The organism is Rubrilithobacter danxiaensis (assembly GCF_047272945.1).
Classification (GTDB): Bacteria; Bacteroidota; Bacteroidia; order Sphingobacteriales; family Sphingobacteriaceae; genus Rubrolithibacter; species Rubrolithibacter danxiaensis.
In genome coordinates this window covers 250,227-271,995 of record NZ_JBKOPS010000003.1, presented here as the reverse complement: position 1 = coordinate 271,995, position 21,769 = coordinate 250,227, and the positions used below count along the sequence as shown (strand labels likewise).

Below are 21,769 nucleotides of genomic sequence, written 5' to 3'. Positions count from 1 at the left end.
GCAGAAATAACATTAAACAGGGTAAGACAGGTTATGCTTGATCTCTTTAAGCACGAAAGTACTGTTTAAAACACCTATATTATCTATCTTAGATAATTTATACTTAACAAAATCATGGTATTCGTCCAGGCTGCCAACATTAATCTTAAGTAAAAAATCTACTTCTCCTGCCATGTGGTAACATTCCTGAACTTCTTCCAGTTTTTGTATTTCCTGCTCAAACTTCTCAATAAAAGCTTCATTATGGTAACGCATAGAAACCTGGCAGAAGGTAGTCATTTTACGGGCTAAGAGGGTTTTATTAAGAACCGCCACGTATTGCTTAATATAGCCCAGATTTTCCAGTCGTTTAATACGCTCGTAAACAGGCGATATGGTTAAGCCAAGTTCAGCTGCAAGCTCCTTGGTTGTTGCCTTTGCATCGGTTTGCAGGCGTCGCAAAAGTTGTTTATCTACTTCATCTAAATTTTCCATCGTAAAATTTTCTAAGAGCGTGCCTTTGAAAGGTTGAATTTAGAAAGATTTATTGTACAGTCTTTCTTCTTCCGTAAAATTTCTTAAAGAATTGAAGAACTGCTATAGTATTTTTTTCGTTTTATATTTTTGACAGTATCTGTAACTTGATTTTTACAGCTGTAATGTAGTGAAACTTATGAGGGAAGAACGAATATCAGTTTTCGATATTTTCAAAATAGGAGTAGGGCCTTCAAGTTCGCATACGTTAGGCCCATGGAGGGCATGCAGCCTTTTTATTGATAAATTGTTTGGGCAGGAACTCCTTTCAAAGGTCAAATCCATCAGCATCTTATTATTTGGCTCCCTTGCAAAAACAGGTAAAGGACACGGGACGGATATAGCAGTAATGCTAGGTTTAAGTGGTTATAATCCGGTTACTATTAATACAGACGGTATAGACAAAATCATTGCTGAAATAAATCAGTCGCGGGAAATACGGCTGGCAGGTAAATATTCCGTTGCATTTTTACCTCATAAAGATATCCGCTTTCTAGGTACGCAATCCCTTCCGTATCACCCAAATGCCTTAACAATAGTTGCTGATTTAGGTGAGATTGGCTTGAGGGAAGAAACATATTATTCAGTTGGCGGGGGATTTGTTCAGCAGGAAGGAGATGAAACGCCGGATTTACAGCAGCCTGTTACTCTTCCATATCCTATTGATTCTGCCGCTGATATCTCAAAGTGGTGCAGTGTTAGCGGAAAGTCTATCTCTGAGATCGTTTTTGAAAACGAAAAAGTATGGCGGGAGGAATCAGCACTGAAAAAGGAACTGATGAATATTTACCGGGTAATGGTTGAAAGTATTTATAAAGGATGTCATACAGATGGCGTATTGCCGGGAATATTAAAGGTAAAAAGGAGGGCCGCGACTCTAAATCGGGATTTGCTGAAAGGAAAATCATACAGTGATTATGAAAGCTGGCTGCGAGCGATACAAAGTGGTGGAAATAATTTTCAATATACGCTGGATTGGGTAACTTGTTTTGCATTGGCTGTTAATGAAGAAAATGCCTCTTTTGGAAGGATCGTTACGGCACCCACGAACGGAGCAGCCGGAGTATTGCCCGCAGTTATGCTTTATTTTATTCTTTTTTGTAATGGGAACGATGAAAATAAAATTCAGCAATACCTGATGACTGCTGCAGAAACAGGAAGCATATTTAAAAAGGGTGCAACTCTCTCGGCAGCTATGGGAGGCTGCCAGGCTGAGATCGGAGTTTCATCTGCGATGGCGGCTGCAGGATTAACCGAAGTTATGGGAGGCTCGTACCGGCAATGTTTAATGGCTGCCGAAATAGCAATGGAACACCATCTCGGACTTACCTGCGATCCGGTTGCCGGTCTGGTACAGATTCCCTGCATTGAAAGAAACACAATGGGTGCAGTTAAAGCAATTACTGCATCGCAGCTGGCTTTAAGAAGCAACCCCGACCAGGCTAAAGTATCTTTAGATAATGTAATTAAAACAATGTGGGATACCGCCCGCGACATGAGCTCGAGGTATAAGGAAACTTCTGAGGGAGGTTTGGCAGTTCATATTCCGATCAGCTTAAGTGAATGTTAGGGAGGAGATAAAATATTGAAATTTAGAAATTATGTATGAAACATTAAAACCAGATCTGGAACAACAGATAGAAGAAATCAGGGAAGCCGGACTTTTTAAGAAAGAACGGATCATTACTACACCTCAGGGAGCGGAGATCAGCACATCAGAAGGGAAGGAAGTACTTAATTTTTGCGCAAATAACTACCTGGGTTTGTCCTCGCATCCTCAAGTAATAGAAGCTGCCAAGCGTACTATTGATACACATGGATACGGAATGTCGTCGGTACGTTTTATATGCGGCACACAAGATATACATAAAGAACTGGAGGCAAAGCTGGCAGATTTTTTAGGTACAGAGGATACTATCTTATATGCTGCGGCTTTTGATGCGAATGGCGGTGTTTTTGAACCCCTGTTTGGAGAAGATTCAGCAATTATTTCGGATGCCCTTAACCATGCCTCTATTATTGACGGCGTACGGCTGTGTAAAGCGCAGAGGTTTCGCTATAACCACAACGATATGCAGGATCTGGAAGCAAAATTAAAAGAAGCTGCTGCTGCAAAACATCGTATTATCGTTACTGATGGTTCATTTTCTATGGATGGGACTATCGCTCAGCTGGATAAGATCTGCAATCTGGCTGATCAGTTTAAGGCCCTGGTTATGGTAGATGATAGTCACTCAACAGGCTTTATGGGTAAAACAGGGCGGGGCACACATGAATTTCGTCATGTAATGGGTCGGATTGATATTATTACCGGAACTTTCGGGAAAGCTTTGGGTGGAGCAATGGGAGGATTTACTTCCGGCAGGAAAGAAATTATAGAAATGCTGCGCCAGCGCTCAAGACCCTACCTGTTTTCTAATTCTTTGGCCCCGTCTATTGTGGGCGCAACCCTTGCTGTACTGGATATGCTATCGGAAACAACTCAACTTCGTGATCAGTTAGAATGGAATACCAGTTATTTCAGAGATAAAATGACAGCGGCCGGGTTCGATATTAAACCCGGCCAGCATCCCATCGTTCCAATTATGCTGTATGATGCCAAACTTGCCCAGGAATTTGCTTCCCGGCTTTTGGACAAGGGAATTTATGTCATCGGATTTTATTATCCCGTTGTTCCTAAGGGACAGGCAAGAATCAGGGTTCAGATTTCAGCAGCCCATACCCATGCACATCTTGATAAAGCTATCGACGCATTTACATCGGTAGGAAAGGAGTTGAGTATTTTAAAATAGAAGTTATATCAGATCTCGTACAACCTGCAATATTTCATTTCGTGTGTTGCAGGTTGTATTTGATGTCATACTGAATAATCAATGTTTCCCTGAGTGTTAAAAACAGATGCGACATTCATTTCTCCGTTACATTGCAACTTTTCTTTAAGTACTTAACATATTGTAACTAATATGAGACGAAATGAGGAAAGTTTGATACAAACTGAATAATCGAAATCCCCTACTACCTCCTACTTTTAACTAAAATAATTCCCCTTCTTTTACCGGGAGAATTCATTTTAAACTAACTAACTCTAAAACCTTTTTATGAAAAGAAGTTTACTTCTCCATGGTGGTTTTTCCCACGCCAAACAGTTTCCTTTAAGAAAGGGGCTGTTCTTTAGAAAAATTATTTACGCTGTTATTTTGCCGTTCTTTTTTTTATCCCTGTTTACGCAAACGATTGCGTTTGCGCAAACCCAAGTTACAGGTACGGTGACGGATGAAAAAGGAGTACCTCTTATCGGTGTAAGTGTGAAGGTAAAAAATACAGCGATGGGTGCAGCAACCGATGTAAACGGCAAGTATGTGATTAAAGGAGTTGAGGGAAAGGAAACTCTTGTATTTACCTATATCGGTTACCAGGTTCAAGAAATACCCATTAATAACAGACCTGTTGTTAATGTGCAGTTAGGCTCAAGTTCTGAGGCCTTGAATGAAGTAGTTGTTACCGGTTACGGCACTCAGCGTAAGGGAAGTATAACAGGTTCTGTTGCAACCGTTACCAGCAAAGACATAGACAGGGTACACGCGGGTTCTACCGTAAGCAGTAGTTTAGCGGGTAAATTGCCCGGAGTAACATTCAGAATGCCGGATGGAAGGCCCGGTTCAAGTGCCAATATCCAGATAAGGAATATGGGGCGCCCCTTGTATGTAATTGATGGAATCCAGCAGGATGAAGGACAGTTTAATAACCTTGCTCCAAATGATATAGAAAGCATCACCATTTTGAAAGATGCTTCTGCCGCAATTTATGGGGTTCGTGCTGCTAACGGGGTAGTGGTTGTAACAACCAAAAAAGGAGCAGTGGGCAGTGGCAGCAAGATCAATATAGATGCTTATGCGGGCTACCAGGATTGGTTCCGATTCCCGAATGTGCTTACCAACTCATACGACTACATGAGCTACAGAGCCGATGCGGAAGTAAATAGTAATATTTTTAAGGTTAAGCCTGAAGAGCGTACTAATATTACCCAAGCAGAACTGGATAAATATCAGGCTGGTACAGATCCTGCTTACCGCAGCTTTAACTGGCGGGATTATATTTTACAGGATAATCATGCTCCTCAAAATTCTGTAAACGTAAATTTTACAGGAGGTTCTGATAAGATCAATTATTATGTTTCTGCCACTAATTTTTTTCAAAATTCAGTTTTAGGACATGAATATAAATTTAACCGGAGCAATATTCAGTCGAATATTAATGCACAGGTGGCTAACGGACTTAAAGTGGGAGTGCAAATTAATGGCCGTATAGAAACAAGGCAAAATCCGGGTGTACCAGGACTCGATGATTATTTTTTATCGCGTTTAGCAGTGTTAAGAAATACACCTATAGAAAGGCCTTATGCAAATGATAATCCAAACTACCTGAATGATTTGGGGCCGCATCTTGAGTCTAATTATGCTTTCTTAAATGAAAAAATTTCGGGTAAGTTGAAAAACGAATGGCGTGTGCTGCAAACCAATTTTACCGCAGAATATGCAATTCCGGGAATCAAAGGTCTGGATATAAAAGGCACGTATTCGTATTACGTTGCAGATAACCTGCTGAATAACCACGAGTACACTTATAAAGCATATACATACAGGCCGGCTACTGATACATACGATGTAACCGGAGGAAGTACCAACCCATGGAGGGAGCGTGAGCAGCGTAAAGAATACAACCAGACTTTCCAGGGGCAGATAAATTATAACAATACTTTTGGCAAGCACACCATTGGTGCCACATTAGTTGCAGAAAGAATAAAATTACAACATCTCAGAAACTGGATTCACGCTTCTCCGATTTCCAATAATCTGCCTTTAATCTATTTTCCAACTGCAGATCGATATGACGATAGCAATACAGAAGAAGCCAGAATCGGCTATATCGGACGTATTAATTACAACTTTGCTGATAAATATTATCTAGAACTCTCAGGAAGAAGAGATGCATCTTACCTGTTTGCACCAGATCAAAGGGTGGGATATTTTCCTGGTGCATCTGTCGGCTGGAGAATTACCGAAGAACCTTTTATGAAAAATCTTCTGGGAGAAAAAAGTGTTTTAAATGATTTAAAATTCAGGGCATCATATGGTGTTTTAGGAGATGACAGGAATCCATACGATCAAAATCAGCCGATTATCGGGGCCTATTCTTATCTGCCGGGATATAATTATAACCAGGGCACTGCAATTCTGGATGGAAATGCCGTAACGGTTTCGCGGGATAAAGGCATCCCAATTACCAGAATTTCCTGGATGAAAAGTAAAATAACTGATGTTGGGGTTGATTTCTCTATGTTCAACAGCAAACTGTCCGGAACCATAGACTATTTTTACCGAAAACGTACAGGATTGCCGGGTAATAAAAATGATGTCCTCGTACCTGTGGAGCTTGGTTATAGCCTTCCACAGGAAAACATCAACAGCGATGCCCAGTATGGTGAGGAACTTTCATTAAATTACAACACCAAAATAGGTCAGGCGAATGTTAACATTGGAGGAAATGTAAGCTACAGCAGGTCTAAAAATCTTCATTCATACAACCCGCTTTTCTTTAACTCTTGGGATCAGTACCGCAACTCTACCGAAAACAGGTTTGCCCATATAGACTGGGGATACGAAGTTGCAGGACAATTTCAATCGTTTGAGCAGATTAATAATTACAACGTCAACATCGACGGCCAGGGAAACCGAACGTTAATTCCCGGCGATTTGATTTATAAAGATCAGAACGGTGATGGTAAAATTGATGGTTATGATCAGCGGCCTATTGGTTATGGTTTAGGTACGCAGCCAAATATTAATTTCGGTTTCAGTTTAGGAGCAAACTATAAGAATTTCGATTTTAATATTGATTTTTCAGGTGGCGCCGGATATACCTGGTTCCAGAACTGGGAAACACGCTGGGCTTTTCAGAATAACGGAAACCTGAATGATATATTTACTGACAGGTGGCATCGTGCAGATATTTTCGATGTTAACAGTGAATGGCTGCCAGGAAAATATCCCGCAAACAGGTACAACCCCGGAACTAACCACAGTGATTATAATTCAAGCTCGACCTTCTGGCTGCACAATGTAAGGTATTTAAGAGCCAGAACCATTCAATTAGGGTACAGCCTGCCCGAAAAATGGATCAAAAAGGTTAAAATGCAAAGGGCGAGAGTGTACATTAATGCCTATAACCTGTTTTCATTCGACAATCTGAAAGAGTATCAGGTAGATCCGGAAGTTTCTGACGACAATGGTTTGCAATTCCCGCAAAACAAGGTAGTTAACTTAGGCCTAAATGTTACTTTTTAATTAATCTTCAAGTATTCAATTCATGAAAAAGATATTATCAGTTGTAATATATGCGTGTTTGTTAAGCATAACAGCATGCAAAAAAGACAGTGAGTTTTTGGATGTGCCACCAACGCAGGTTCTTCCCGAAGAACTGGCATTTTCTGATCCTGCTCTTGTACTGTCTATTTTAGGGGATCTTTATAACAGGCAGGAGGATTTTTCAAGCCTGGACAATGGCTGGCGCTCGTTTGTTGATTTCAGCGAGAGCTTTGCTTCCGAAAATGGAAGTGATTTTATTAACACGCGTACAGGCTGGGGCTACGGTGAGTGGGGAACCTGGAATTATGGTTATATACGTGATCTGAATCTCTTTATACAACGAGCTACCGCATCAACGCAGCTTACTGAAGCAGATAAATCCAGGTTTATAGCCGAAGCCAGATTTCTTAGGGCAAATTATTATTTCGAAATGGTGAAAAGAATGGGGGGAGTTCCTCTGATTACAGAACCGCTAGAATACGATTATTCAGGTAATGTAACAGATTTACAAAAACCTCGTGCCAAAGAATCAGAAATATACGATTTTGTAATCAGCGAAGCGGAAGCTATTAAGGATTTATTACCTGCTGATGTGAACACCAAGTCGAGGGCAAGCAAAGCTGCTGCACTGGCAATGGAATCAAGGGCAGCTCTATATGCCGGCTCTATTGCTAAGTACGGCGTGAGAACGCCCCAGGTTTCACTTCCGGGTGGAGAAGTGGGTATTCCTTCAAATATGGCAAACGGATATTATACCAAGGCATTAACTGCCGCCCAGGAAATTATTAACGGATCTGCGGGGGCCTATCAGTTGTATAAAGTTTTACCTGATCTTTCAGATAATTTTGCTGCATTATTTCTTGATAAAAGCAGTGTTAACCAGGAAGCAATCTTTATTGAAGATTTTAAAGTTGGCGGAAGAACCCATGGATTCACTACCAATGATCAGCCTTACTCAATTTCTGATGAAGGCGGAGATGCAGGACGGATAAATCCTTCTTTAAATTTAGTACAGTCATATGAAAAGTTAGATAATACCTATGCTCCTCTTCAAACAACTGATGCCTCGGGCAACCCTGTTTATTATTCAAATCAGCAGGACATCTTTGAAGGAAGGGATGCACGGTTAAAAGGAACAGTTTTAGTGCCTGATGCTCAGTTTAAAGGCAAACATGTTGATATCTGGGCGGGATATTTATTAGCTGATGGCAATATTCTTACCAGCGAGGAATCAGGTAAATTGAAGAAGTTGCCAGGTACAGATGTTGATGTGCAGGTAGTGGGTGAAGATGGGCCCATTAACGGCCTGGAGTTTAGAACTCAAACAGGTTTTTACATTCGTAAATATTTAGATCCTACAGTAGGTTCGGGCAGAAGAGGTAGGGGAAGTGATGTTGCATTTATCCGTTATCGTTACGGAGAAGTTTTACTGAATGCTGCTGAAGCTGCCTTTGAACTTGGACAAATGCCCGTAGCTCTTGGTTATATCAATCAGGTTAGAGCCCGAGCCGGATTAACAACCGGATTAACCGCTGCTCAGCTGAATTTTGACAGAATTGTACATGAACGGCGGGTTGAACTTGCCTTTGAAGGGCATCTTTTATTTGATATGAAACGCTGGAGGCTGGCACATATCGTTTGGGACGGAAACCCGATGACTGTTTCAGACCTGGTTAGCAATATTGGCTCTGCAACCAAGAGAAATACACAGCCCTTTGGCTTATGGCCTTATAAATATTACAATCCTGGCAATCCGAATAACGGTAAATGGGTTTTCAGAGAAGTAAAGCCATCTAAAGTTACCGGGGCTAACCGCTTCCTGTTAGGAAACTATTATTCAAATATAGGAGAGGATATATTGGCAGCGAATCCTAAAATAGTTAGGCAACCAAATCAATAAGTGTTTTTTCAATCAAAGAATCATGAAAATTAAATTTCATTTTTACATACTAACGGTGCTTATAATAGCAGCTATATCCTGCAAAAAAGATAATTATGATGCACCATCTTCTACTTTAAGCGGCCGTTTGGTTTACAATGGCGATTCTATAGGGGTAGAAGCAAACCAGGTTCAGTTTCAATTATTTCAGCCGGGCTTTGGTAAGATTGGGCCTATTTCGCAAACTTTTGATCAGGATGGCTCTTATTCTGCACTTCTGTTTGACGGCAATTACAAATTTGTAATTCCTAACGGACAGGGTCCGTTTATGTGGAAGAAAACTGCAAACGGCGCTCCCGATTCAATTGCTATTAATTTAAACGGCAGTCAGAATCTGGATATTGAGGTTACTCCTTATTACATGGTTAGAAATGCACAATTTACCGGTAGCGCAACTAATGTAACGGGATCCTGCCAACTGGAAAAAATTATAACAGATGCCAATGCAAGAGACATTGAAAAAGTTATCCTGTATATAAACCGTACTCAGTTTGTATCTGGCGGCGATTATAATGTTGCAAATGCCGAATTAGAGGGATCTGCCATTGCCGACCTTAATAGTGTTTCTCTTAGTGTCACTGTTCCTGCGATAAGTCCTGTTCAGAATTATGTTTTTGCCCGTATCGGTGTAAAAATTGCGGGTGTGGAGGATATGATTTTTTCGCCAGTATCAAAAGTTCAGCTTTAAGCATAGATTGTTAGGTTAGTAAAAGGTTGCCCATTTTTATGGGCGACCTTTAATTATTCTAACTTTACGATAATTATCAGTTCATTAATTTATATGTGTTATTAAGTATTATGAGTATTAAGAAGCTATTCCTGATTTTATTTGTATCCTCCGTAATAGGTGGCAATGTTGCTGCTCAAAGCAACGGATGGAAAATTGCGGGAGAAAAAATAACAACTCCCTGGGCAGAAAAAGTTAATCCTTCTAATGTGTTGCCAGAGTATCCTCGTCCTCAGCTGGTAAGGGCTAACTGGAAAAATCTGAATGGCCTTTGGGAATATGCTATCCAGCCCAAAAATACAAGTAAACCAAAATCCTATGATGGAAAAATCCTGGTTCCGTTTGCTGTAGAATCAGCCTTGTCCGGCGTAGGAAAAACGGTAGGCAAAGACAGTGTATTGTGGTATCAAACCTCTTTTACACTGCCTGCACAAATGAAAGGAAAAAATACGCTTTTGCATTTTGGAGCGGTTGACTGGGAGACAGATGTATATATAAACGGTAAGAAGGTCGGTTCACATCAGGGCGGATACGATCCTTTTTCGTTTGATATAAGCCCTTATCTTAAAAAAGGAAATAAGCAGGAAATAGCTATTCGTGTATGGGATCCAACAGACGATGGCCCTCAGCCTCGTGGAAAGCAGGTGAAGAATCCGGAAGGAATATGGTACACGCCTGTTACCGGTATCTGGCAAACAGTATGGCTTGAAGCAGTACCCAAAACCTATATAGAATCTACAAAACAAACTCCGGATATTGACAACCAAAAGCTGAGCTTCTCGGCTAAAGTTAAAAACGCTCAGGGAAGCGATAAATTAAGGCTATCTGCATGGGATGGCCAGAATAAAGTAGCTGAGCAGGAAATAAATGCCAATGCAGAGGCAGTTTTAAAAGTAAGCAACCCAAAGTTGTGGTCGCCCGAGAACCCGTTTTTATATGATTTAAAAATAGCAGTTGTTCGGAACGGAAAAGTGGTGGACGAAGTAAAAAGCTATTTCGCCATGCGGAAGATCTCGACCGGTGTTGACAGCAAAGGCACCAGGCGAATGCTGTTAAATAACAAATTTGTTTTTCAATACGGCCCGCTGGATCAGGGCTGGTGGCCTGACGGTTTATATACTGCACCGACAGATGAGGCTTTGAGGTTTGATATCGAGAAGACAAAGGAAATGGGTTTTAATATGATTCGCAAGCATACAAAGGTGGAGCCGGCCCGTTGGTATTACGACTGCGATAAGCTGGGTATGCTTGTCTGGCAGGATATGCCTACCGGAGATCTGGGCGGAGGACGCTGGGAGAACCGCCCCGGGATAGATAATTATGGAGCTGATAAGGTGCGTACAGAAGAGTCTGAAAAGATATTCCGTACTGAATGGGCAGAGATCATGAAGGATTTGTACAACTTTCCAAGCATTGTTGTTTGGGTGCCATTCAACGAAGCCTGGGGCCAGTTTAAAACCGAAGAAATTACAAACTGGACGATGAAAAATGATCCTTCACGCCTGGTAAACAGCGCCAGCGGTGGTAATTTTCACCTCGTGGGTGATATTATGGACCTGCACAATTACCCTTCTCCGGCAATGCCGAGAGCAGATGTTTTCGGTGCGAAAAATATCCTGGTACTGGGCGAATTTGGCGGGCTTGGCTTACCTCTGGAAGGCCATACCTGGAAGCAGAAAGACAACTGGGGCTATCAGAGCTTTAAAAATCCGGAAGAATTATTTAAAAAATATTCTTCTTTTACAGATGAACTGGAAGGATTGATAAAAAGAGGCCTTTCGGCTGCAGTTTATACGCAGACTACAGACGTGGAGGTAGAAGTAAACGGGCTGATGACCTACGACCGTAAAGTAATTAAAGTTCCTGCTGCACAATTAAAAGAGGTTAGCAAAAAGCTGTATAATCCATCCCTTGTTGATCTGAAGGATAAATAGAATTTACTTTGAGCGGAGCCAAAGAGTATGGATGCTTCGTCCGATGACTATCGGGCGAAGCTCAACTGATGTATCAAAAAATAGTGTGATTATGAGATTTATAGTGAGTTTTCTTCTTGCAATCGTTACTGTTCTCCCTGTTTTTTCACAGGAGAATTTAAAAGGAATTTCTATTTCTCACTATGTATTCCCCGAATTTAAACAGGGAACCGTGTTGAAAAAATCCGGCGAAACGCAAAAAGCACTGCTAAATTATAATACGCTCACACAGGAAATGATTTTTGACCACAACGGAACAAAACTCGCCCTTGCACAAATCAATACCATTGACACGGTTTATATTGACGGTCGCAAATTCACTCCGGTTGATTCTATTTTCTACGAAGTTGCCGATACCAAAACTAATACGCCGCTTTTTATTCAGCATAAAAGTACTGTAACAGGTCCGGGAGCATCAGTTGGCTATGGCTCAAGCACCCAGTCATCTTCGGCTACTTCCTTATCCAGCTACTCGGGCTCAGGTATTGGGAAAACAATTTATAATCTAAAATTACCCGACGAGTATAAAGTAAAATCGCAGAAACAATTTTTTTTAAAAAAAGACAACCGGTTTATTAAAATAAACAACCTGAAGTCAGTGCAACGGCTTTTTAAGGATAAAGCGGAAGAAATTAAAACTTTTGCAGTTACAAATCATACAAATTTTAATGATGTGGAGGATTTAATTGCCTTAATAAATTATATAAGTAAATGATGCTAATGCAGGCATGCTCAAAGCTGCCTGCAGTAAAAAATTACTATATTAGTTTTCCCATAAATTAACTAACCTACTTACTAAACCTCGCATGCTTTGGAAAAATTCATTCGACTAACAGTTGTTTTTATAATCGCTGTTTTTTGTATTTCTTGTTCAAAAGATAAACCAGCGCTTTTTAAGTTACTTCCTTCGTCGCAAACCAATATTGATTTTGCAAACAATCTTACCGAAAGTGACTCTATAAATATTTTGAAACAGGCTAATTTATACAATGGAGGGGGAGTTGGTATGGGTGACTTTAATAACGATGGTTTAACGGATATTTATTTTGCCGGGAATATGGTTTCAAACAAGCTATACCTGAATAAAGGAAAAATGCAGTTTGAAGATATAACAGATGTTGCAGAAGTAGGCGGAAACGGACATTGGTGCACGGGGGTTTCTGTAGTGGACATTAATGCGGATGGATGGCTGGACCTGTATGTTTCGGCATCATTTCGTAACGATGCGGCTCTGCGTACCAATTTATTATACATTAACGAGGGTTTAAATAAAGATGGAATTCCTGTTTTCAAAGAGTCGGCACACGCCTATGGTTTGGATGATGCTGGCTTTAGCACACAGGGTGTGTTTTTCGATTACGACAAAGACGGTGACCTTGATCTATACCTGGTTACTAATCAGTTGTATGATAATAAGACCCCGATAAAATACCGGGCGAAAGTTACCGATGGTTCGGCGTTAAATACAGACAGGTTGTACCGGAATAATGGTAATTCTACATTTACCAATGTATCAAAGCAAGCGGGTATTTTAATAGAAGGTTGGGGACATGCGGTTTGTATTTCGGATGTGAACCTTGACGGCTGGCCGGATGTTTATGTAAGTAACGACTTTATCTCAAACGATTTATTATATATCAATAATCACGATGGAACTTTCTCCGATCGGCTGGGGGATTATTTTAAACATACTGCCTGGAACGCGATGGGAACTAACATGGAAGATATCAATAACGATGGCTTTGCCGACCTGATCTCGCTCGAAATGCTTCCCGAAAAGAATTTGCGTAAGAAAACCATGCTGGGCGGCAACGAATATTACAATTATTTCAATAGCCGCAAGTTTGGTTACAACCATCAGTATGTGCGCAATACCCTGCAGCTTAATAGCGGTTTAACACCACAGGGCCATCCGGTGTTTAGTGATATTGCCTTTATGTCGGGCATTTATCAAACCGATTGGAGCTGGACACCGCTTATTGCTGATTTTGATAACGACGGCTTTCGCGATCTTATTATTACAAACGGTTTACCCCGTGATGTTACAGACCTGGATTACATCGTTTTCAACAACGGTCAGGGTACAGATAAAGGAGCTGTTAATACCAATCTTGCCATGACAGATTCTCTCCCGATAGTTAAAATTTCCAACTATGCTTTTAAAAATACCAATGGCTTGCTTTTTAGTGATAAAACTGCCGATTGGGGATTTGATAAAGCCGCGTTTTCAAACGGTGGTGCCTATGCTGATTTGGATAATGATGGCGACCTGGATGTGGTAATTAATAATATAAACGATCCTGCCTTTATTTATGAAAATACCCTGAATGATACGCAAAACAGGAGCAATGAAAATACCTTATCGCTTGTTTTTGAAGGAGCAGGAAAGAATCTGCGGGGAATTGGTGCACGAGTGCATCTGTATTATGAGGGAAACAAACAGCAATATTATGAACACCAGCCCTGCCGCGGATATCTTTCTACGGTTGACTCAAAAGCTCATTTTGGCTTCGGTAAAACCAAAGTAATAGATTCTTTACGAGTGTACTGGCCAGATGGTAAGAGCCAGCTGCTTCCTGGTGTCAAAGTGAATCAATTATTGAAACTATCTTATAAAAATGCGAGAGAAACAGTTGAGCCCTTAGGAACTGCTGCTGAACCTCTTTTTGAAGATATGGCAGGGGCTTCCGGCATTCGCTTTAAACCAGATGAAATTGATGCGGTAGATTACAATATTCAGGCAACCTTACCTCATAAACTAAGCCAGTATGGACCGGGAATTGCCGTTGGCGATATTGATAAAAACGGATACGATGATTTCTATGTTTCTGCTTCGGCAGGTAGAAAAGGTGTATTTTTTATGCAGGATGCTAGCGGACGTTTTAAACAGGATGCCAACCGTATTGTGCAGGAAGATAATGCTGAAACAGAAGAAATGGGTGCTCTTCTTTTTGATGCCGAAAACGACGGTGACCTGGATTTGTATGTTGCTGCAGGAAGTTTTGAGTTTTCTCCAACCCATCCCGGAAATCAGGACCGACTGTATCTGAATGACGGAAAAGGGAAGTTCAAGTGGGATCATACCGCTCTTCCGCCGGAAACTGCCAATGGTTCCTGCGTACGGGCAGCAGATTTTGACCAGGATGGCGATCTGGATTTATTTGTAGGCGGCCGCTCGGTATCAGGAGCTTACCCTCTCGCCCCTAAAAGTTTCATTTTAGAAAATAAGAAAGGGCTTTTTATTGATGCAACAGAAAGATACTGTTCGCAGTTGCAGAATATCGGAATGATTACAGACGCCCTCTGGTCAGATTTCGATATGGATGGCAAAGTAGACCTGGTGCTTTCAGGAGAATGGATGCCTGTTACATTTTTAAGAAATACTGGTAATTCTTTTAATCCCGTGTCAGATTCTGGTATCTCACAATACACGGGCTGGTGGAACAGTTTGGTATCCGGTGATTTTGATAACGACGGAGATATCGATTACATAGCAGGAAATTTAGGATTAAATTCGGGATTTAAGGCAAGCTTTAAAGAGCCTATGACGCTTTTAGCTAAAGACCTGGATGATAACGGCAAGCTGGATGCCATGATCTTCTGCTACGGAAAAGCAGAGGACGGTTCGTATAAACCCTTTCCGATGCATACAAGGCAGGATATGGTGAGCCAGCTGGTGTCTACCCGAAAACGTTTTCCTACTTATAAATCCTACGGGCTGGCTACTATGGATGATTTATGGAGTAAAAACGACCGTGAAAATGCAATTGAACTGAAGGCTACCAATCTTACCACAAGCTATATTGAAAATAAGGGCGGAGGAAAATTTTCTATACAGCCCCTTCCGCTGCAAGCACAGGTTGCACCTGTTTTCGGAATGCTGAGCAATGATATTGATTTGGATGGCAACCTCGATTTATTACTTGTTGGAAATGATTACGGAATGGAACCTTTGGGTGGCCGCCACGATGCCTTCAACGGCTTGTATTTAAAAGGCAATGGTAAAGGGTCCTTCATGCCACTAACAATAGCTAAAAGCGGGTTCTTTGTAAGTGGAGATGCCAAAGGATTAGCTATGATGCAGTCTGCCAAAGGCGGCGACTTATTTATTGCTTCCCAAAATCAGGATAGCCTGAAGGTTTTTGGAAATAATGCTTTAGGAAGTTTAAAAAGCAGGAAATGGATTTCCTTAAATCCGGGAGATATGTGTGCTGACCTTACTTATAAGGACAATAAGAAGCATCACCTGGAATTTTATTATGGCAGTACGTATTTATCGCAGTCAACACGGAAGTTTCCGTTAGATAAGGATCTTCAGAAAGTAGTTATTACAAATTACAGGGGTCAGAAAAGGGAAGTGAAATTATAGCTCTTGGACTTTGTTCACTGTGAACAGCAGAATTGTTCTGAGCGGAGCGCAGGATTAAGTAGGCAAAATGTGCCTATCCAATAGACTATTGCTTTTTATCAGTTCCTTTTTTGAGACAATCTGTAGAAATATTGATACAGATAACAGATAGAATATCTTTCCTAATACTTTTCTTTGAATAACGAAGTTAAATACAATACTCACTTGTTTTTAACTAAAAAAGCTGACGTAAACCTGCAATTATTTGAAAGATGAAGTTCATCAAATATGCTTTCCTGGTATTGCTTCTGAATGTACAGATTAATCTGAAGGCACAGGAAGTATCAGCTGTTTTAAATGAGGCACCTGCACCCATGTTCAGAGATCCTATTACTGACGGGGCAGCTGACCCAGTGGTGGTTTGGAATCGTAAGGAAAAAAACTGGTGGATGCTTTATACCCAAAGAAGAGCAAATTCTGAAACTGCTGATGTTGCCTATTGTTACGGAAATGCCATTGGTATAGCTTCTACAGATGATAACGGAAAGTCGTGGGTTTACAGGGGGACTTTAAATCTGGAATTTGAGAACGGGCAGAATACATTCTGGGCGCCGGATGTTGTTTTTTACAAGGGAAAATACCACATGTTCGTTGCCTATATCCCCGGTGTACGTAACCACTGGAGTGGAAAAGCCAGAATGGTTCACTATACGAGCAAAGATATGTGGCACTGGAAATTACAGGGTTTTCCGGTTTTGCCTTATGAAAATGTTATAGATGCTACTCTTTTGCAAACACCTGCCGGAAAATGGCGGATGTGGTACAAAGGTCCTCAAAGCAATACCATGATGGCCGAAAGCGCTGATCTTAAGAACTGGAAAGGCGGTAAAGAACCCGTAATTGGGGGTAAACCTCATGAAGGTCCTAAAGCTTTCGTTTTTGCCGGTTCCTACTGGATGCTTACTGATGAATGGGCAGGAATGCGGGTCTATAAATCCACCGACCTTACAAACTGGGAAAAACAAGGAATGATACTGGATAAGCCAAGTAAACGGCCTGATGACAAACCCAGCGGTGCTCATGGTGATGTGGTAGTCGTCGGCGATAAAGCGTATGTTTTTTACTTCACACATCCCGGCAGGAAAACACATTTTGCAGCTACATTAAATGAAACAGGCAATTATCCCTACGAAGAAAGGCGCTCATCAATCCAGGTGGCAGAATTGAAATTGAAAGATGGTACATTGGTATGCGAACGAGATCGGCCGTTTGATTTCTGGCTGCCGGCATTAATTGAAAAATAATTTGAACACGCATAATTTATAAAATGAAAAGAATCGTATTTTCTCTGCTTTTTGTCTTCCAGGTAAGTATATTGTTTGCGCAGCAACGTAAAGCGCCTGCTTATCCGCTTATAACGCATGATACTTATTTCAGTATCTGGTCTGTTTCAGACACGCTGACTTCTTCAACAACTAAACATTGGACAGGGGCCGATCAGTCTTTAATCGGTTTAATCAAAGTTGACGGCACTATTTATCGTTTTCTTGGCAAACCAAATCAGGCGTTTAAAACGGTACTACCTGCTTCCGACGAATTGGAGTATTCAAACAAATATACCGAAACACAACCGGCAGGCGACTGGATGAAGGCTCAATTTAATGATTCGGGATGGAAAACAGGGGTTGCTCCGTTTGGCGATAATAAAACGCAGTCAAAAACCGAGTGGCTAAGTAAAGACATTTGGGTTAGAAGGAAGTTTAATCTGAAAAATACCGATTTTAATAAGCTGTTTCTAAAGCTTCAGCACGATGATGATGTGGAAGCGTACCTGAACGGGGAACTCGTTTACAGTAAAGAAGGCTGGACAAATAAGTTTATCTACCCCGAAATAAGCGAAGCAGTAAAGAAAAATCTCAAGAAAGGTGAAAATATTCTGGCCGTGCATGTCACCAATAACAGAGGAGGCGCTATGCTGGATTTTGGTTTATCAGAGCTTCCGGTTGTAAAACAAACTCCGGTTTTACTGGCACAACAGAAAAGCCTTGAGTTTAATGCTACTCAAACTATTTATGATTTTGCCTGTGGTAAAGTTGACCTTAACTTAACATTTACCTCGCCCTTATTAATAAAAGATTTGGATGTGATGTCACGTCCGGTGTCGTATATTACATATAAAGTAAAATCAAATGACGGTAAAGATCATGATGTTCAGGTTTTTTTATCTGCATCTACTGATATTGCGGTAAACACTCCTACACAGGAAGTGTCTGCAAAAAAATATGATGCTGGTAACCTGAGCATTCTTAAAGCCGGAACTGTAGCACAGCCGGTATTACAGAAAAAAGGGGATGATCTTCGTATTGACTGGGGATATATGTATGTGGCTGCACCAAAGTCTGAAAATGTGCAGCAAAGTATTACCAAACTTTCAGATGCAACAGTAGCTTTTTCCGGAAAGCAAGGCCTCTCTGATAATACAGTGACGGGAAAGCAATTGTCGCTGAATACGATCATTCCTTTTAGTAAAGTAGGAAATACGCCAAAAGAACATTTCATTATGATCGGTTACGACGATTTGTATTCAGTACAGTATTTTCATCAGAATTTAAAAGCCTGGTGGAAACAGGACGCATCTCAGACAATTGAAAAAGAACTTGCTGCAGCTGCCGCAAATTATAAAACTGTCTTCCAGAAATGTGTTGCTTTTGATAAGGAGTTGTACCAGCAGGCAGTGGCAGCCGGAGGCGAAAAATATGCAGACCTATGTGAAATCGCCTATCGCCAAAGTATTGCTGCACATAAATTATTGAAAAGTCCGCAGGGCGAGATCCTGTTTCTTTCAAAAGAGAACTTCAGTAATGGATCGATAAATACTGTGGATATAACTTATCCATCAGCCCCAATGTACCTTGCTTATAACCCAGACTTGTTAAAAGGAATGATGAATGGGATTTTCTATTACAGCGAAAGCGGAAAGTGGGCAAAACCTTTTGCAGCACATGATTTGGGAACTTATCCTCTTGCAAACGGGCAAACATACGGCGAGGATATGCCTGTAGAAGAGTCGGGCAATATGCTGATTCTTACTGGTGCCATTGCTAAAGTGGAAGGGAATGCAGATTATGCTAAGAAACACTGGAAAACATTAACCACATGGGTAGAGTACCTTAGTAAAGAAGGCTTCGATCCGGCCAATCAATTATGTACCGATGATTTTGCTGGCCATCTTGCCCGCAACGCTAATCTCTCGGTAAAAGCCATTGTTGGCATTGCCTGTTATGCCATGCTTGCCGATCAGTTGGGAGAAAAAGCAGTAGCAGAGAAATATCATAATACAGCCCGTGAAATGGCTAAAAAATGGATGCAAATGGCCGATGACGGTGATCACTATACACTTACTTTTGATAATAAGGGAACATGGAGTCAGAAATATAATATGGTTTGGGACAAGATTTTAGATCTTAATATTTTCCCTAAGGAAGTGTATGAAAAGGAAATCAAGTATTATTTAACCAAACAAAATGAGTACGGTTTACCGCTGGATAGCAGGAAAACCTATACAAAATCCGACTGGATACTTTGGACATCAACTTTAGCAGATAATCGTCAGGATTTTGAAGCACTCATAAATCCGGTTTATAAATATGCGGTAGAAACTCCTTCACGGGTTCCTATCAGCGACTGGCACGAAACAACGGATGGCAAGATGGTAGGTTTTCAGGCGAGAAGTGTGGTAGGCGGATATTTTATTAAGCTTCTGGAAAAAGAACTTCAAAAATAAACCATGAAATCACTTGCCTTGTTCTTTATTCCGGCTCTTATTCTATCTTTTAAGGCAGATCCTGCTGGTAAAAAAAATGTGAGTCCTGAAGATCCTCCCGGTTCTTTTGTTCATCCTGTTTATGCTGAACTTCCTTTAGGTGCAGTTAAGCCCAAAGGATGGCTCCGGCACCAATTACAGATTATGCGGGATGGAAGCACAGGGCATTTGGATGAGACCTACTGGAAACTGAAAAATGATAATGGCTGGCTTGGGGGAAAGGGCGACGGATGGGAGGAAACTCCCTACTGGCTGGATGGCGCTGTTCCCCTTGCTTATTTGCTGGATGATAAGGCGCTGCAACAAAAAGTATTGAAATACATCAACTGGACAATTCAACATCAGCGTCCTTCGGGATATTTTGGTCCTGTAACCAAAGCTGAAAGGGAAAAAGGAATTGAGATAAAGCCGGAAAATTGTAAGGATGGAGACGATTGGTGGCCAAAAATGGTCATGCTGAAAGTAATTAAGCAATATTATACAGCCACTAAAGATTCGAGGGTTATTCCTTTCATGACGAAGTATTTTGATTATCAGCTGAAAACTTTAAAAAGCTGTCCGCTCAGTACATGGACTGAATGGGCAGAATCGAGAGGAGCAGATAATGTCCTGATAGTGCAATGGCTATATGGGATCACGAAAAATGAAAATCTTCTGGAACTGGCCGCTATCTTGCAAGCACAGTCTTTTCAATGGAGTAACTGGCTTGGAAACAGGAATTGGGTTATTGATGCAGCCGCTCAGCAGAACGATGAATTCTGGATGCGCCGGCATGGTGTGAATGTTGGGATGGCGCTTAAAGATCCCGCTTTAAATTATCAGCGTACGGGCGATCCTAACTATATAAAAGCTTTAAATACCGGATTCAATGATATAATGAACTTACATGGTTTGCCAATGGGTGTTTTCTCTGCAGATGAAGATTTGCATGGAAATAACCCGACACAGGGTACGGAGTTATGTGCTATTGTCGAATCGATGTTCTCCCTTGAAGAAATTATTGCTATAACAGGCGATGTTCATTATATGGACGCACTGGAGCGGATGACATTTAATGCACTTCCAACACAAACTACCGACGATTATAATAACAAGCAGTATTTTCAGATAGCTAACCAGGTGCAGGTAAAACGAGGAGTATTTAATTTTTCGCTTCCTTTTGACCGTGAAATGAATAACGTATTTGGTGCAAGGAGCGGATATACTTGCTGCCTGGCCAATATGCACCAGGGCTGGACAAAATTTACGTCACATTTATGGTACGCTACCGCAGATAAAGGGCTGGCAGCACTTGAATACAGCCCGAATCAAATTACTGCCAGAGTAGGAGATAACGATACAGAAGTAATAATTGACGAGCAAACAGAATATCCTTTTGATGACCGCATAAATTTTGAAATCAATACAAAAAAGGCAGTGACATTTCCAATGCAATTACGCATACCTTCCTGGTGTAAAGAGGCAATAATACTAATTAACGGGCAGCAACTGCAGACCGAAAAAGGCGGAAAAATGGTAACTGTTAACCGTACCTGGAAAAATAAGGATAAATTAACGCTGCAGCTACCTATGAACGTAAACACCTCAAACTGGGGCCGAAATTCCAGAACGGTAGAAAGAGGTCCTCTGGTTTATGCTTTAAAACTAAATGAGAAATGGGAAAAAGGGCATGATGAAAAGGAGGGCGATTATTTTAATGTATATCCCAAAGAAGACTGGAACTATGGTTTGCTGGATTCAATAATTAAAAATCCAGCTGCGATGCAGGTAAAAAAAGTAAAACCTGCAACCGAAAGTTTTATCTGGAATTTAGAAAATGCGCCCCTTGAAATTACTGCATCAGCAAAAAAGATCCCCGGTTGGAAAATTGTAAATGACGTAGCTCCGCAACCGGTAACAGACCGAACCGGGCTGTTTAAAGGCGAAGTAAGTAATACTCCTGAAGAAATAAAGCTGGTCCCTTACGGCTGTACTAAGGTGCGAATCGTGGCATTTCCGGTAGTGAAATAGACATAGTTCGGCCTTACAGTGAACAGGAAGAGCGTAGTGAAGTGACGAAGTAATCTCTTAAAGTCAAAGGA

The 21,769-nt window shown here is 41.1% G+C and carries 12 protein-coding genes; 11 read left to right on the top strand and 1 reads right to left on the bottom strand.

What is annotated here, in order from left to right; all coding sequences use genetic code 11:
• Positions 1-12: 12 nt before the first annotated feature.
• Positions 13-474 carry an Lrp/AsnC family transcriptional regulator gene (locus ACLCDL_RS05155; RefSeq protein WP_423147207.1) on the bottom strand — a complete coding sequence of 154 codons (462 nt, stop codon included), beginning with the start codon at positions 472-474 and terminating at the stop codon, positions 13-15.
• 178 nt (positions 475-652) lie between these two features.
• Here ACLCDL_RS05155 and ACLCDL_RS05150 point away from each other — a divergent pair, with 178 nt between their 5' ends.
• The 11 genes from ACLCDL_RS05150 to ACLCDL_RS05100 all read left to right on the top strand — a co-directional run bounded on the left by ACLCDL_RS05150 (position 653) and on the right by ACLCDL_RS05100 (position 21,698).
• Positions 653-2,083, top strand: coding sequence for an L-serine ammonia-lyase (locus ACLCDL_RS05150; protein ID WP_423147206.1), 1,431 nt, complete (start codon positions 653-655; stop codon positions 2,081-2,083).
• A gap of 31 nt (positions 2,084-2,114) precedes the next feature.
• Positions 2,115-3,305, top strand: a complete 1,191-nt coding sequence (gene kbl, locus ACLCDL_RS05145; RefSeq protein ID WP_423147205.1) for a glycine C-acetyltransferase — start codon at positions 2,115-2,117, stop codon at positions 3,303-3,305.
• A gap of 306 nt (positions 3,306-3,611) precedes the next feature.
• Complete coding sequence (locus tag ACLCDL_RS05140; protein WP_423147204.1) at positions 3,612-6,857, top strand: SusC/RagA family TonB-linked outer membrane protein; 3,246 nt, start codon at positions 3,612-3,614, stop codon at positions 6,855-6,857.
• A 22-nt stretch (positions 6,858-6,879) separates the two neighbouring features.
• Positions 6,880-8,778, top strand: a complete 1,899-nt coding sequence (locus ACLCDL_RS05135) for a RagB/SusD family nutrient uptake outer membrane protein (protein ID WP_423147203.1) — start codon at positions 6,880-6,882, stop codon at positions 8,776-8,778.
• Between the two features lie 22 nt (positions 8,779-8,800).
• Positions 8,801-9,505 carry a DUF3823 domain-containing protein gene (locus ACLCDL_RS05130; RefSeq protein WP_423147202.1) on the top strand — a complete coding sequence of 235 codons (705 nt, stop codon included), beginning with the start codon at positions 8,801-8,803 and terminating at the stop codon, positions 9,503-9,505.
• 110 nt (positions 9,506-9,615) lie between these two features.
• Positions 9,616-11,478, top strand: coding sequence for a glycoside hydrolase family 2 protein (locus tag ACLCDL_RS05125; protein WP_423147201.1), 1,863 nt, complete (start codon positions 9,616-9,618; stop codon positions 11,476-11,478).
• Between the two features lie 91 nt (positions 11,479-11,569).
• Positions 11,570-12,232 carry a hypothetical protein gene (locus ACLCDL_RS05120; protein ID WP_423147200.1) on the top strand — a complete coding sequence of 221 codons (663 nt, stop codon included), beginning with the start codon at positions 11,570-11,572 and terminating at the stop codon, positions 12,230-12,232.
• A gap of 96 nt (positions 12,233-12,328) precedes the next feature.
• Entirely contained in the window at positions 12,329-15,886 is a 3,558-nt protein-coding gene (locus ACLCDL_RS05115) for a VCBS repeat-containing protein (protein WP_423147199.1), read from the top strand.
• Between the two features lie 251 nt (positions 15,887-16,137).
• Entirely contained in the window at positions 16,138-17,169 is a 1,032-nt protein-coding gene (locus tag ACLCDL_RS05110) for a glycoside hydrolase family protein (RefSeq protein ID WP_423147198.1), read from the top strand.
• A gap of 23 nt (positions 17,170-17,192) precedes the next feature.
• Complete coding sequence (locus ACLCDL_RS05105) at positions 17,193-19,649, top strand: glutaminase family protein (protein ID WP_423147197.1); 2,457 nt, start codon at positions 17,193-17,195, stop codon at positions 19,647-19,649.
• A 3-nt stretch (positions 19,650-19,652) separates the two neighbouring features.
• Positions 19,653-21,698 (top strand): beta-L-arabinofuranosidase domain-containing protein, encoded by a 2,046-nt coding sequence (locus ACLCDL_RS05100; protein ID WP_423147196.1) that lies wholly within the window; start codon positions 19,653-19,655, stop codon positions 21,696-21,698.
• Positions 21,699-21,769 lie beyond the last annotated feature (71 nt).

Coding starts and splice junctions, on each gene's coding strand:
- ACLCDL_RS05155 (WP_423147207.1), bottom strand. CDS start 474: ATGGAAAATTTAGATGAAGTAGATAAACAACTTTTGCGACGCCTGCAA.
- ACLCDL_RS05150 (WP_423147206.1), top strand. CDS start 653: ATGAGGGAAGAACGAATATCAGTTTTCGATATTTTCAAAATAGGAGTA.
- kbl (WP_423147205.1), top strand. CDS start 2,115: ATGTATGAAACATTAAAACCAGATCTGGAACAACAGATAGAAGAAATC.
- ACLCDL_RS05140 (WP_423147204.1), top strand. CDS start 3,612: ATGAAAAGAAGTTTACTTCTCCATGGTGGTTTTTCCCACGCCAAACAG.
- ACLCDL_RS05135 (WP_423147203.1), top strand. CDS start 6,880: ATGAAAAAGATATTATCAGTTGTAATATATGCGTGTTTGTTAAGCATA.
- ACLCDL_RS05130 (WP_423147202.1), top strand. CDS start 8,801: ATGAAAATTAAATTTCATTTTTACATACTAACGGTGCTTATAATAGCA.
- ACLCDL_RS05125 (WP_423147201.1), top strand. CDS start 9,616: ATGAGTATTAAGAAGCTATTCCTGATTTTATTTGTATCCTCCGTAATA.
- ACLCDL_RS05120 (WP_423147200.1), top strand. CDS start 11,570: ATGAGATTTATAGTGAGTTTTCTTCTTGCAATCGTTACTGTTCTCCCT.
- ACLCDL_RS05110 (WP_423147198.1), top strand. CDS start 16,138: ATGAAGTTCATCAAATATGCTTTCCTGGTATTGCTTCTGAATGTACAG.
- ACLCDL_RS05105 (WP_423147197.1), top strand. CDS start 17,193: ATGAAAAGAATCGTATTTTCTCTGCTTTTTGTCTTCCAGGTAAGTATA.
- ACLCDL_RS05100 (WP_423147196.1), top strand. CDS start 19,653: ATGAAATCACTTGCCTTGTTCTTTATTCCGGCTCTTATTCTATCTTTT.